General features: G+C 34.1%; 14 protein-coding genes. 12 read left to right on the top strand and 2 right to left on the bottom strand.

The genetic code is table 11. The features are described from left to right. Position 1: 1 nt before the first annotated feature. Positions 2 to 622: a GDSL-type esterase/lipase family protein gene (locus CCY99_RS07675; RefSeq protein ID WP_112060833.1), complete on the top strand. Its 621-nt coding sequence runs from the start codon at positions 2 to 4 to the stop codon at positions 620 to 622. Positions 623 to 904: 282 nt separating this feature from the next. Then, positions 905 to 1,423 (top strand): prepilin-type N-terminal cleavage/methylation domain-containing protein, encoded by a 519-nt coding sequence (locus CCY99_RS07670; RefSeq protein ID WP_112060832.1) that lies wholly within the window; start codon positions 905 to 907, stop codon positions 1,421 to 1,423. Positions 1,424 to 2,301: 878 nt separating this feature from the next. Here CCY99_RS07670 and CCY99_RS07665 read toward each other — a convergent pair. Beyond that, positions 2,302 to 3,585 (bottom strand): hypothetical protein, encoded by a 1,284-nt coding sequence (locus CCY99_RS07665; protein ID WP_112060831.1) that lies wholly within the window; start codon positions 3,583 to 3,585, stop codon positions 2,302 to 2,304. A 192-nt stretch (positions 3,586 to 3,777) separates the two neighbouring features. Between CCY99_RS07665 and modA the strand changes: the two genes are divergently transcribed. The 10 genes from modA to CCY99_RS07615 all read left to right on the top strand — a co-directional run bounded on the left by modA (position 3,778) and on the right by CCY99_RS07615 (position 12,869). Beyond that, on the top strand, positions 3,778 to 4,515 hold the full coding sequence (modA, locus tag CCY99_RS07660) for a molybdate ABC transporter substrate-binding protein (protein WP_112060830.1): 738 nt from the start codon (positions 3,778 to 3,780) through the stop codon (positions 4,513 to 4,515). 309 nt (positions 4,516 to 4,824) lie between these two features. After that, the gene (locus CCY99_RS09965) at positions 4,825 to 4,953 is read left to right on the top strand and encodes a hypothetical protein (RefSeq protein WP_258443890.1); all 129 of its coding nucleotides are present in this window, start codon (positions 4,825 to 4,827) and stop codon (positions 4,951 to 4,953) included. 88 nt (positions 4,954 to 5,041) lie between these two features. Beyond that, the gene (locus tag CCY99_RS07650) at positions 5,042 to 5,446 is read left to right on the top strand and encodes a TOBE domain-containing protein (protein ID WP_112060828.1); all 405 of its coding nucleotides are present in this window, start codon (positions 5,042 to 5,044) and stop codon (positions 5,444 to 5,446) included. A 226-nt stretch (positions 5,447 to 5,672) separates the two neighbouring features. Continuing rightward, entirely contained in the window at positions 5,673 to 6,347 is a 675-nt protein-coding gene (modB, locus tag CCY99_RS07645; RefSeq protein WP_181646893.1) for a molybdate ABC transporter permease subunit, read from the top strand. A gap of 1 nt (position 6,348) precedes the next feature. Then, a complete protein-coding gene (locus tag CCY99_RS07640; protein WP_112060826.1) occupies positions 6,349 to 7,218 on the top strand; it encodes an ATP-binding cassette domain-containing protein in 870 nt (289 codons plus the stop codon). A 304-nt stretch (positions 7,219 to 7,522) separates the two neighbouring features. Next, positions 7,523 to 8,602 (top strand): tyrosine-type recombinase/integrase, encoded by a 1,080-nt coding sequence (locus tag CCY99_RS07635; protein ID WP_112060825.1) that lies wholly within the window; start codon positions 7,523 to 7,525, stop codon positions 8,600 to 8,602. A gap of 95 nt (positions 8,603 to 8,697) precedes the next feature. Further along, entirely contained in the window at positions 8,698 to 9,480 is a 783-nt protein-coding gene (locus CCY99_RS07630) for a fumarate reductase cytochrome b subunit (protein ID WP_112060824.1), read from the top strand. Positions 9,481 to 9,493: 13 nt separating this feature from the next. Then, positions 9,494 to 11,467 carry a fumarate reductase flavoprotein subunit gene (locus CCY99_RS07625; RefSeq protein WP_112060823.1) on the top strand — a complete coding sequence of 658 codons (1,974 nt, stop codon included), beginning with the start codon at positions 9,494 to 9,496 and terminating at the stop codon, positions 11,465 to 11,467. Continuing rightward, positions 11,464 to 12,192, top strand: coding sequence for a fumarate reductase iron-sulfur subunit (locus tag CCY99_RS07620; RefSeq protein ID WP_112060822.1), 729 nt, complete (start codon positions 11,464 to 11,466; stop codon positions 12,190 to 12,192). Before CCY99_RS07625 ends, CCY99_RS07620 begins: the two co-directional genes overlap by 4 nt. A 161-nt stretch (positions 12,193 to 12,353) precedes the next feature. After that, positions 12,354 to 12,869, top strand: coding sequence for a prepilin-type N-terminal cleavage/methylation domain-containing protein (locus CCY99_RS07615; RefSeq protein ID WP_112060821.1), 516 nt, complete (start codon positions 12,354 to 12,356; stop codon positions 12,867 to 12,869). Between the two features lie 677 nt (positions 12,870 to 13,546). On the opposite strand, the gene CCY99_RS07610 is transcribed toward CCY99_RS07615, so the two are convergent. After that, a complete protein-coding gene (locus tag CCY99_RS07610; protein ID WP_112060820.1) occupies positions 13,547 to 14,335 on the bottom strand; it encodes a histidinol-phosphatase in 789 nt (262 codons plus the stop codon). Position 14,336: the final 1 nt, after the last annotated feature.

The following is a 14,336-nucleotide window of genomic DNA, read 5'->3' as shown; positions in this document are numbered from 1 at the left end:
ATTGAAATACCTGCTCTTAGCTGTCCTTATTATAGTGGGGGGATTGATTTACCTTAAAACCCCTACTTCTAAAAATCAACATATCTGCAAATTAAATAATAGAAATATAATCACCATAGGCGATAGCTTGGCAAATGGCTTTGGTGTGAGCGAGGAAAATAGCTTTGCTGTAAAAACAGCTCTATTATTAGGTAAAAATCCTATCAAAAAAGGTATTGATGGGGAGATAACAAGCCAACTTATGGGGCGAATCGACAATGAGCTAAAAACTACCCCAAGTATTTCTGCAGTTATAATATCAATCGGTGGAAATGATTTTTTAAGAAATGGAGATAAGGATTCCATAAAAAGAAATCTTGACATAATAGTCAAAACAACAAAAAAATATACAGATTGCATCGTCTTACTTGGTGTGCCAAGCGGTGTTTTGGGTAGTGTAGTTGGCGGAATCTCAAATATATACACAGATATTGCTAGTAAATATAATATATTAGTAGAAGATAAAGCAATGCCAAGAATCCTAAAAGATATTAATCTAAAAATAGACCAAATTCACCCAAATGTCGAGGGACACGAAATAATCGCAAATAATATCGCAAATCTCATAAGAAGCAATAAATAATATATTCATTGATATTTTGTTTACGCCTTAAAAATATCTTAAACAATATCGCAAATCTACTAAAATTTATTGGTTAATAAAACATTAATAAATAAATTTGAAAAATAAATCTAAAATAAACAATCTATTTTCTAACTTTTAAGTAAAAATTAAAAAAAAAAATGTTTATAATCTATTAACTTTAATAGATTTCGAGCATAATATAATCTAAATAGTTCCATTTACTATTTATTTACTTATTTGTTTAGAATCTACTAAAGAATTCAATATTAAGGATTAAACATGCAGAATATAAAAAGAAATGGTTTCTCAATGATTGAGTTAGTATTTGTTATCGTTATCTTAGGAGTTTTAGCCGCAGTTGCCGTTCCTAGATTCGTAACTACAAGGACAGATGCGCAAGTAGCAATGTTTAGAAGCGACATCGCCTCCACATTGAAAGCAATTCCAGCTAGAGTATTTGCTGAAAACCTAGACCCAACAGCATCCGCTCCAACAGGGTTTTCAAATTGGGGAGAATGGATGATAGATACAGGTGGACTAGATAGAGGTAGATGGCAAGCAAATGATAATGAATTGCAAGTTATAGCTCAAACAGATTCTAGTGGGAATAAAAAACCTTGCACCGGCACTTATATCCAACTCCAAACAACAAATGGAGACTTAATATTTGACCCATCTAAGATTGCTGCTCCTGCTGATGGAACAGGCAAAGTGCTATGTGATAATCTAAAAAATTCTTATCCAAGCAACTCAAATAGAATCATACCTCTTGCTACAACAGGTGCGGTTAAATTCTAAGATTCTCTAATATCTACATATTAACGGGATTAATCCCGTTAATATTTTAAACAATATTCTTACAAATATCTTATAATTACTAAAATATTTTTAGCTCTTTTCTTTTCTATGCTTCTCTGCCACAAAAATATAGTAAAATATAAGGAAAAATATATGGGAGTTCTAGGTGTTAATAGTATTGCAAATATACTAGCTCCCTGCCACTGGTAATTTGATACTCCTTTTATTAAATTTATCGAGGCTGGGGAAACCCAGCCGGTTTACACTGCATTTTCATAATTTTAAGAATAATAACGATTAAATTTTTATATTACATTTTCTTAATTGGATTCTAGATTTTCAAGGATTTTTCTTGGATTCTAATAAATATATTAAGGCTGGGGAAACCCAACCGGTTTACATTGCATTTTCATAATTTGGGAAGAATAACTTTTAATGAATAATTGTAGATTCTAGAAAATCTATTTTTATATTACATTTTCTTAATTGGATTCTAGATTTTCAAGGATTTTTCTTGGATTCTAATAAATATATTAAGACTGGGGAAACCCAGCTGGTTTACACTACTAGCAATTAATTTTTAATATTAAATTTATTGAGAAGTTTATTAAGGCTGGGAAATCCAGCTAGTTTTATACCACTACATTTTTATAATTTGGGAATAATAATCAATTTTTTATATTAATTTTTTTAATTAGATTCTAATATGAAATATATCAAAAACGGGGAATCCCAGCTAGTTTTACACTACTAGCAATTAAATTTTAATATTTTCTTATATTTAACAATATAAAAGCTAATTAAAATAAATTTTATGAGATTAAATAAAGTAGAAAAGATTAGGATTTATAGAGAAAACTCTATAAAATCCCTAAAAATTAATATGATAATTTTGCAAATAACAGAAAATGTCCGCCTTTATATTGCGAGATACCGCCTTCTTTAAACTCATTATGCACATATCCAGCTCCAATATCGGCTTTCATTGAGCTTTGTTGCCAAACTCGATATTTTACCACTGCTGAAAACTCCGTAAAATCCCCACCAGCAAATAATGCATCTATGGATAATTTATTATCTATCAATTCAAATGAGCCAAATGCATATGCTGAGAACATATCTTGTCCAAAGTAATTATACCCAAAGGCATTTACCCATGAGCCGTAGAATCTTGAATTATCATTGATGTGGTAGATTCCCTGTCCGCCGACGAAATATAGCCCAACGCCAAATTTAACCCAATTTTGATATTTAAACTCTTGGTCAGCCCAAATTAAAAATCCAACATCATCTGGATTCCTTACATCGCCTGTTAAAAACATAGTATTTATTTTTGCTGGTTGCGTAGTTGTGGCGACTTGCTGATTTGCATATTGGAACATCGCTCTAACTAAAGTAGTAGATAGCCAATCTTTTGCAATCGGTGTTGCAAAGCCAAACTTAAGCCCAACTTGAAATAACATATCATCTGTCCCAGCTAAGCTAGTATTGATTAGCAAAAATGGGTCGATTGTAAACTTACCAAGTTGTAGATTCACACCACCAGCGATAATATTCCCGCCGTGTTGTCCTATGATAGCATTTCTACCACCCGGATGATAGGAGTAAAATGTCCCTAGTTCAGAAGCGATTCGCCCCGGTTGATAACCTGTAATCATTACAGAATTGAAATATGTAAGCCAAAGGTCAAGATTTTTAAGCCCTAAATCATTATATTTAAAACCAATTCCTTGTGTATGCCCCGCCAACCAATCAAAATCCAAGAAATCCGCTACATATCGCCCAACTGCAAGTTCCCATTGTTGGCTTGTGTATTTGATAAATGCCTCAGAAACATCACCTGTATTTGGATATTGAGAGCTTAGAAAGGCATTATTTACACCAGAATTTACACCAGCGAGATTGCCACTATTTTTATCATAAGCCGCCCACGCACCAGCTGCTCCAAGCCCAAATGCCAAGCCATTCTCAAAGCTAAATGTAGCTCCAGCTCTAGCTGTTAATCCTATTGTAGAATCTTTATTGCCTTGAAACTCGTGATTATACATCGCACCCAAATACCCATAACTATCTATCGTTATATCTGCCGCACTCAAATTAACCAAACTTGAAGCAGCAAAAATACTAACACATAGAGTAGAACCTAATTTTATTTTTTTCACAAACACTCCTTTATTATATTAATGCATTATTTTAAAAGCATTTAAGCTCGTATTTTATAATAATTTTAATTTATAGTTAATAAAATATTCATAGTTTATACATAATTTTTATTTTAAGCTTTTAATTATATAATTTCAAATATTTCGCATTTTGAAATATTGATTCTAAAATCTTAAATGAAAGGAAAGTAAATGAAAAAAAGTGTAGCAGTTTTATTGCTTTTGGCTTTATTTGTGAATCTAAAGGCAGAAGATATTATGGTTTTAGCAGCAGCTAGTTTAAAATATGTGCTTGAAGATATAAAAACAGAGTTTCTAAAAACTCGCCCGGGAGATAAAATCGACACAAGCTATATTGCCTCTGGTAAGGCTTATAATCAAATTATAAATGGTGCTCCAGCACAGCTATTTATCGCAGCAGATACAAGCTATCCAGAGCGACTTTATAAGGATAATGGAGCCGCAGAAGCCCCAGTAAACTATGTAAAAGGAAAGCTTGTGCTATTTAGCATTGATAAGAATCTAAAAATAGATTCTCTAAATATTCTAAAAGATTCTAAAATCAAGCATATCGCATTACCAAATCCAAAACTCGCTCCTTATGGCGTAGCCGCACAGCAGTCGCTGGAGAGTGCCAAGCTATGGGATTCCGTGCAGCCTAAAATCGTGCTAGGGGAATCTATCGGTCAAGCCACACAATATGTCAAATCTGGCGGAAGTGAAGTGGGATTTAGCGCGCTTTCTATGGTTATCAAGGACAAAGAGGCGAATTATTTGGTAGTTGATGAGGCGACTTATAAGCCGATTCTACAAGCAATGGTAATCACAAAATACGGCAAGGATTCCAAACTTGCAAAAGATTTCAAGGACTTTATCCTAAGCCCAAAAGCCCAAGAAATTTTTGCAACTTATGGGTATAGTAAGCCGTAAGGGGTTTACTAAAACTTATCCAAATTCAATACAGAATCTTAAAAATTTAATTTTTAAGATTCCAAACAAACTTCTCAAATCTCCGTGCATTAGCACGGACGCCGAAAGAAGCGTCGTCATGGGGTTGGCAGGAAACGAGGCTAAAGCTTCGTTTTGTGGGTCAAAAATAGGTATGGAGAGCGAACTTCGCTTTTACAGGAAACTTCGCTCCGCTCGTTTTACTAGAAACCGTGTTTTGCCTTTGGCAAATTCATCATTTAAGCCCCCCCTTGTCCCCCTTGAACTGAAATGTTGGAATATACGAAATCTTTGGAAATTTTAGATTCACCAAAATGCTCAAGTTGGCGGAATCTAAAGCGTAATGATGAAATAGATTTGTCTAAAAAAAGATTTTTTAGATTCTCAAAGTATTTTATTTGTGGTGGGCTTCGCCTTTGATTTTATCTATGACAGGAAACTTCCTTTTCCCGCCCACCGCCCCTATTTTGGTGCTAATGCACGGAATTTATTTTTTAAGGCAGAATTTATGAATAGCATTCGTGGCGTAATAGAAAGCGTAAAAATAAGCAACAATGTCGCGTTATTAAAAGTCGCAAATACTGAAAATAAGGCTCAAATCTTTAGCGTTTTAATGCTTGATTTTGATGAGCGGTTTAAAATAGGAATGAGTGTGAATCTGCTGTTTAAAGAAAGTGAGGTTATGGTGTGTGCGAGAGAATGTGAGAAAATAAGTGCTAGAAATCGCTTTATTTCCACAATCCAAAATATCGAATTTGATGAGATTTTTGCACGAATCTATTTTGAATTTGGGAAATACACCATAACTTCGCTAATCACAAAAGAGGCAAGTGAGTATTTGGGACTTGAAGTTGGGGAGGAATTTGCGTGGTTTGTGAAATCAAATGAGGTAATGCTAGAAATTACGAAATAGATTCTTAAAAAATCTTAGATTCTAGGGCAGAATCTTAGGAGATTCTAAAAATTTAGATTTTTAAAAATGTTTATTTTGCCTCCGCCCTTTGGTGCTGGGCTTTACAACTCATAGAATCTTTATAAAATTCCATATGCATTTTTTATAAAGATTCTTAATGGGGTGTTATCGCACCAAAAGCCATCTTTTTGGCTATCATTTTTTACAAACTTTAAGGACTTCAGTTTTGGAAGCAGATTTTTTACAAACAATGGCTTTGACTTTCAAAGTCGCCATTATAACGACCATAGTTCTCTTACCTATCGGCATTTTACTTGGCTACTTCCTAGCCTACTACAAAAAAGCATTTATGATAATTATCGAAGTGTTGGTGTGGATGCCACTAGTCCTACCACCCTCCGTGCTTGGATTCTACCTCCTTGTAACCTTCTCGCCGACAAACTTCATCGGGAAGTGGCTAATGGACAACTTCAATCTAAAACTAGTTTTTAGCTTCGAGGGGATAATCGTCGCAAGTATCATTTTCTCACTCCCCTTTATGGTAAACCCCATAAAAGACGGCTTTTTATTACTTCCAAAGTCCCTAAAAGAGGCGAGTTACACGCTTGGCAAAAGCAAAATCTATACATTATTTTTCGTGCTGTTGCCAAATATCAAGTCAAATCTCTTGCTTGGGGCAATCACAAGCTTCGTTCACACAATCGGCGAATTTGGCGTGGTGATGATGATTGGCGGGAATATTCCGGGGGTTACTCGCGTGGCAAGTATCGCTATTTATGACGAGGTTGAGACGCTAAATACGAGCCTAGCTCATCAATATTCCTTTAGCCTGTTTATGGTTACTTTCGTGCTGTTATTAGCGATTTTCTACATTAATAAAAAATATTTTAAAGTTGCCTAAAATGATAAAACTAGATATTAAAAAGCCCCTAAATGGGGCAAATGGCGAGATGCTCTTAGAGGTAAATACCGAAATTCAAAAAGGCGAGTTTATAAGCATTTTTGGGAAAAGTGGAGCTGGGAAAACTACGATTTTACGAATCTTAAGTGGACTAGATTCCCCAAAAGAGGGCGAAATAATCGTAAATGGCGAAGTGTGGTTTAGCAAAAATAAAAGGATAAATCTCCCACCACAAAAGCGAAAAATCGGCTTTGTATTCCAAGATTACGCACTTTTCCCGCATTTAAATGTCTATAAAAATCTCTGCTTTGGGCTAAAGGATAAAAGCGAACTTCACAAGGTCGATGAGATTTTAGAGATTATGGAGCTAAATTTTTTAAAGTTTAGGAATCCAAGTGAACTTTCCGGCGGGCAGAAACAGCGTGTGGCACTCGCTCGTGCCTTAGTGTATGAGAGTAGAATCCTGCTCCTTGATGAGCCATTGAGTGCGTTGGATAATGATATGCGATTTGTCTTGCAAGAGGAGATTATCAAGCTCCACAGGCACTTTGGGCTTACTACGATTCTAGTTAGCCACGATATTAGCGAGATTTTCAAGCTCTCAAATCGAATCTTGCATATCGAAAATGGCAAAATCACCAATGACGGCGATATAAATAGCATTTTTGGGCGTGAGAACTTAAGCTCGAAGTTTAGCTTTAGTGCCAAAATCATCGACATTCAGCAAAGCGGGATAATTTTCATCGTGCGAATTTTGATAAATAACACTATCGCCACGATTACAATGGATAATGAGGCGAAAAACTACAAAATCGGCGATGAGATTCTAGTCGCCTCCAAAGCATTTAACCCAATAGTTTTTAAAAAATAGATTCTGCTTAATATTATAGATTTCACTTTACTAACTAATAAAAAGTCTATAAAATCATAGCTTTATTGCTTTGCTATGCAAAAATGGAAAGCTTAAAGATAGGAGAATCTTGGATTTGAATCGTTTCTAAAATAATACTTTTATTGCTCTATAATCGCACTTTTTAAATACATAAATCCAAATATTATAGTTTTAATTGGTTAATCAACACCCTTTGCTCTTGTGCTAGAATCTATATTTTTATTTCACTTTATATATAATAAAATCGATTTTAGAAAATTAAAAGAATCTTAAAGGTAGTTTTATGCGTTATAGCATTGATTTTAAAAACACATTTGATGAAAGTTTATTATTTTGGATAGAAAGATTTATACATAGCAAGGTAGCGACGCTATCATCAAGAAATGTAAATAATAAAGAAGTCTTAAACCAAACAATGAAAAAGCTAAGAAGTGGCATAAAAGATATAGAAAGCTTAAAATGCTTACTAAAAGAAGTTAGAAATAATGGATTAATCGGGATTAACACCTATGCAAATCCACTAATTAAGCTATTTACATATCTACAAAGTTTTGGTTTTGCTAGTATGAAAGAAATTGATGAAGAAATATTGCGGGATTTTATTGCTATTTCCTGTAGCAGTTTAAGTAATGCTAGTAAGAAGAATCATAGAATTGTTATTATAGGTTTTTTTGGTTTTATTGATAAACAAAATGAAGATGAGAATGGGAAATCCTATATTTTTAATATAGAATTGAAAAATATAGGAGATATTCGTGGCAAAAGCGGAGAAAAACTACCATCATTTATGAATGAAAATGAGCTTGTAAGATTTTTTGATGCAATAGAATCTTACCCATTTTCAAATAAAGTTAAATTTCGTAATAAGCTAATAATAAAAACGATAATATATACAGGAATCCGCGTATCTGAGGCATTAAACATAAAATATAAAGATATTAGCGAAGATGACAATAACTATATTATCCAAGTGCGGGGCAAGGGCAATAAACCTAGAGTTGTAATGATAATGCGAAAACATATCGAGGAATTACTACAAAATTGGCTAATACAAAAAGAAATGATGAATCTAAGCAGTGAATATCTATTTTGTAATTTTAAAAACAAAGTATTAACCCAAGCATATGTTAGTCGCAATGTAGAGAGTATCTTAAGCTTTGCTGGAATTAGAAAAGAAAAAAATGGTGCTCATATGCTTCGCCACTCATTTGCTACGCTTTTGTATCAAAAAAGCCTTGATTTGGTGCTAGTCCAAGAGGCTTTGGGGCATTCTAGCATTGCCACTTCTAGAATCTACACACATTTTGATAAAAGTAGGTTATCAAAAACAATTTCTATTATGGATAATATTGAAAAAAAATAACTAATTTTGACCAACTGATATTTTATTTTACTCCTTTTAATGATAGAATCTAAAGCTTATCTTTAATCAAAAACAAAACAAATAGGGAGGAAATTATGCAGCAAAATGGTTTAGAAGAAAAAATCATTGAAAGCTATACTGGAATAGCTGAGGGAAATAAGGCTAGTAGAATGCCTGCTGTGCTTGATTGGCTACAAAGTGCAACGGGGCTTTTTCTAGCATTATTTATGATATTTCATATGTTTTTCGTAGCTACAATATTAATTAGCGAAGAGGCTATGTATAGGGTTACAAAATTCTTTGAGCTTAGTTTTTTAAGTAGCACAGGAGAGGGCTGTCCATTAGTGGTATCAGTAATTGCATTTGTGGTATTTTGTATATTTATCTTACACGCATTTCTTGCAACAAGGAAATTCCCAATAAATTATAGACAATTTTTACGCTTTAGAACGCATAAAAATATGATAAATCATAGTGATACAAAGCTATGGGGGATTCAGGTTTGCACAGGATTTGCGATGTTTTTCTTAGGAAGCATTCACTTATATATTATGATGACTCAGCCACAGACCATTGGACCAGTGGGTTCATCTTTTAGATTCGTGCATCAGCATTTTTGGATTCTATATATTTTCTTATTATTTGCAGTGGAACTTCACGGCTCAATTGGATTATATCGCCTTGCGGTGAAATGGGGCTGGTTTGAGGCAAAAACGCCACAAATCACATTAAGCCGACTTCGAAAATTCAAAGTGGCATTAAGCGTATTTTTCATCGTGCTTGGGTTATTAACCTATGCGGCGTATGTGAAAAAGGGATTGAGTTTGGATGCGAACACAGATTATATAAACTATCCATATTTAGAATACAAAAATTAGAGGGAGGAATTTTATGAATATAGTATATTGTGATGCACTAATAATTGGCGGTGGATTAGCCGGGCTTAGGTCATCTATCGAGTGTAAAAAGCGAGGGCTAAATACCATCGTTCTAAGCTTAATCCCAGTCAAGCGAAGCCACTCTGCAGCCGCACAAGGCGGAATGCAAGCAAGTCTTGGGAATTCCAAAATGAGCGATGGCGATAATGAGGACTTACACTTTATGGACACAGTTAAAGGAAGCGATTGGGGTTGCGACCAAAATGTAGCTAGAATGTTTGTAACCACCGCACCAAAGGCGATTAGGGAATTAGCCCAATGGGGCGTTTCGTGGAGCAGAATCCAAAAAGGAAAAAGGGAAGCGATAATAAATGCCAAAAAAACCATAATCGAAGAAGAGGATTTTAGACACGGATATATCCATTCAAGGGATTTTGGAGGCACTAAAAAATGGCGAACTTGCTACACCTCCGATGCTACAGGGCATTCAATGCTTTATGCCGTCGCAAATGAGGCTATAAAATATAATGTAGATATACACGATAGAAAAGAGGCTGTTTCTATTATATATGAAGATGGCGTTTGTTTTGGGGCGATTGTGCGAGATTTAGTTACAGGAAAATTGAGTGCGTATATCGCAAAAGGCACGATGATAGCAACTGGAGGCTATGGCAGAATCTACAGAAACACTACAAACGCTGTGATTTGCACAGGGGTTGGAGCGGCAGTCGCACTAGAAACAGGAATTGCCAAATTAGGAAATATGGAAGCCGTGCAATTCCACCCTACTCCATTAGTTCCAAGTGGAATCTTACTAACTGAGGGTTGCAGGGGCGATGGAGGCGTTTTAAGAGATGTTGATGGATATAGATTTATGCCAGATTATGAGCCAGAGAAAAAGGACTTGGCGAGTAGAGATGTCGTAAGTAGGCGTATGTTAGAACATATTCGCAAAGGTAAGGGCGTAAAATCCCCATATGGCGACCATTTATGGCTTGATATATCGATATTAGGCGAGGCACATATCCATAAAAATCTTCGCGATGTTTGGGATATTTGCAAGGTTTTTGCGGGTATTGATGTAACGAAAAAATGGGCTCCTGTTCGACCAATGCAACATTATTCAATGGGTGGCATTAGGACGAATTATAAAGGAGAAACTCATCTTAAAGGTTTATTTGCCGCAGGTGAAGCATCTTGCTGGGATTTACATGGATTTAATCGACTTGGTGGGAATTCCGTTAGCGAAGCGGTTGTATCGGGTATGATTATTGGGGATTATTTTAGTGATTATTGTGAAAAGAAAAAAACAACCATAAAAACAAGCACAATAGAAAAATTCATCGAAGCAGAGCAAAAATACCTAGCAAAAATCATTAATTCAAATGGTAAGGAAAATGTATTTGAAATCAAATCTAGAATGCAAGATATTATGGATAATGATGTAGGTGTTTTTAGAGAGGGCAAGATATTACAAGAAGCATATAACGAGCTTTTAGAACTATATAAAAGAAGTAAAAATATAGGCATAACCAATAAACACACACATTGTAATCCTGAGCTAGAGGAAGCCTATAGAGTGCCTAAAATGTTAAAACTTGCTTTATGTGTAGCAAAAGGTGCATTAAATAGGACTGAAAGCAGGGGAGCACACACTAGGGAGGATTATCCAAAAAGAGATGATAAAGATTGGTTAAAACGAACGCTAGCTAGCTGGAAAAATCCAGATGATAACTCACCTACGATTGAATACGAGGATTTAGATGTAGAATCTATGGAACTCCCACCGGGGTATAGAGGATATGGAGCTAAAGGAAATATAATAGAAAATCCAAAAAGTGCCATTCGTCAAGCCGAAGTGGATAAAATCACCGCTGAAATGCAAGCAAATGGTAAGGATAGGTATCAAATCCAAGAAGCATTAATGAACTTTGATTTACAACCATATTATAAAGCTAAAAACCAACGATTAGGAGATAATAAATGAGTGAGAGAGTAATAACAATAAAAGCATTGAAATACGACCCACAAAGTGCTGTTTATAAGCCGCATTTTAAGGAATATAAAATCAAAGAAACAGATTCTATGACTATTTTTATCGCATTAAATCTCATAAGAGAGACCCAAGACCCGAATCTTAACTTTGATTTCGTGTGTAGAGCGGGAATCTGCGGAAGCTGTGCGATGATGATAAACGGGCAACCTAAACTTGCTTGTAGAACATTAACAAAAGATTTCCCCGATGGCGTTATCACTTTAGCACCGCTTCCAGCTTTTAAGCTGATTAAGGATTTATCCGTGAATACGGGCGTTTGGTTTGAGGGAATGACAAGGCGAGTTGAGGGCTGGATACACTCTAAAAAAGAAAAAAGCATAGCTAGTCTAGAAGACCCTATTGAGCCAAGTGTTGCTGATGAGGTATTTGAGCTAGATAGATGTATTGAGTGTGGATGTTGTGTGGCTGGGTGTGCTACTAAGGTTATGAGAGATGACTTTATCGGTGCAGCAGGGCTAAATCGTGTAGCTAGATTTATGCTTGACCCACACGATAAACGAGAAGATGCAGACTTTTACGAGCTAATAGGAAATGATGATGGAATCTTTGGCTGTATGTCGCTAATGGCTTGTCAAGATTTCTGCCCAAAAGAGCTACCATTGCAGACTAAAATCGCATATTTAAGGCGAAAAATGGTAGCCCAATCATTCAAATAAATTTTATCCTTTAGGATTCCCTAAAGGATAAAATTCCTACATAATACTTTATATCCATATTCCTACTTACCATTAAGTGAAAATTAAAAAAAAAAAGTTTATAATTTGTTTACTTTAAGATTTTATACAGAATCATAAAGAATTAAATATTAAGGATTAAGATGGAAAATAAAAGAAATGGCTTTTCTATGATTGAATTAGTTTTCGTTATCGTTATCTTAGGGGTTTTGGCGGCTGTTGCTGTGCCTAGATTTGTAACAACTAGGACAGATGCACAAGTGGCAATGGCTAGAAGTGATATAGCAAGTGTTTTAAAAGCAATTCCAGCTAGGGTTTTCGCGGAGAATCTAGACCCAACAGCAGCTCGACCAGATGGATTCTCAAGCTGGGCTGATTGGATGATAGATACAGGTGGATTGGATAGAGGTAGATGGGAAGCTAGAACGAATCAATTAGGACCTTTGGGGAATGTAAATAGAAGTGGTTCAGCTGTAACTAATTTTTGTGGTCCAATTATCCAGCTTGACACAAATACAGGAGATTTGACATTCGACCCAAATCAAATAGCAAATGCTAGTGGTAATACTTCTACATTCTGCACTAATCTAAAAAATTCTTATCCTAGTAATTCAAATAGGGTAATACCACTTGCTACAACAGGTGCAGTTAAATTCTAAATCTTATTATATTAAGGGATTAATCCCTTAATATACACTTCAAATAATTCTTAAATATCTTAAAAAATTCTAGTTTTTCTTTAAAATGATAGTTTATTGAAATATATTATAGATTCTAGATAACGATGACTAGAATCTTAGAATCTTATAGGGAAATCTTATAAGATTATTAGCTTTATAGATTAATCTAATATTTAGGATAGGATTCCATTATCAACTCTTTTATTTCAAATAAAATAATCTCTCGTGCCACAATAGATAAAGTTAAATTCTAAATCTTATTATATTAAGGGATTAATCCCTTAATATACACTTCAAATAATTTTTAAATAAATATTTATAAAGATTCAAACTTTTCTTTAAAATGATAATTTATTGAAATACATTTATAGATTCTAGATAAAGATGACTAGAATCTTAGAATCTTATAGGGAAATCTTATAAGATTATTAGCTTTATAGATTAATCTAATATTTAGGATTCTATTAACAATTCTTTTGCTTCAAATAAAATAATCCCTTGTGCCACAATAGATAAAGTTAAATTCTAATATTTCTAATATTAAGATTCTAGATTAAAGATAGCTAGAATCTTAAATAATTTTGATTATTGGAATCTTAGCTTATGGGGAAATCTTTAGCTTTATATATTAATATAATATATTAATTAAATAGAATCTAAAAATCATAAATCTCTCTTTCTCGCTTTTTAAACGATACAACCTTATTAAAACCAATCTTTTTTGCAAGATTCAATGCACTATCTTTCATAAAACCAACTTGAGTGGGATTATGTGCATCACTACTAAAAGTAATGGGAATCTCCATCTTATGAACTAATTGTAAAATATCATAACTTGGATATATTTCCTTTATCATTTTACGCAAACCAGCAGTATTTATCTCTATAACCATATTATTATCTTTTATCGATTCTAGTGCGTTTATGATGTATTTTTGTAATTCCTTATGTGGTTTATTATTAAAAATCTTTAATAAATCAAAATGCCCCACAATGTCAAAATATCCGCTTTGTGCCATATTCGCTATAGAATCTAGATATTCAATCCATATTTTATTAATATCAACATTTTTATAAACACCTAAAAACTCCTCATTATCAAAACCCCAATTATTTAGAAAATGCACTGAGCCGATTAAATAATCAACATCGCTATTTAGCACTTTTGGCTCTATTAAATATTCTTTTTTGTGTATATAATCCACCTCAAAACCAACTCTTATATCTATCTTGTCCTTGTAAATTTCCCTTAAATGTGATACTTCATCTATATAAGATTCCACCTCATCTATATCCATTCTATATCTTTCATCAAATTTCATTGGAGCGTGGTCAGCAAAACCAAATATATCGATACCGCAAACAATAGCAGCTTGGATATACTCTTCACACTCGCCATCTGCGTGCTTACATCGCTTTGTGTGATTATGTAAATCAATATTCATT

The sequence above is a fragment of the Helicobacter sp. 16-1353 genome (assembly GCF_003288815.1).
Taxonomy (GTDB): domain Bacteria; phylum Campylobacterota; class Campylobacteria; order Campylobacterales; family Helicobacteraceae; genus NHYM01.
This window is presented reverse-complemented; position numbering and strand designations above follow the sequence as displayed.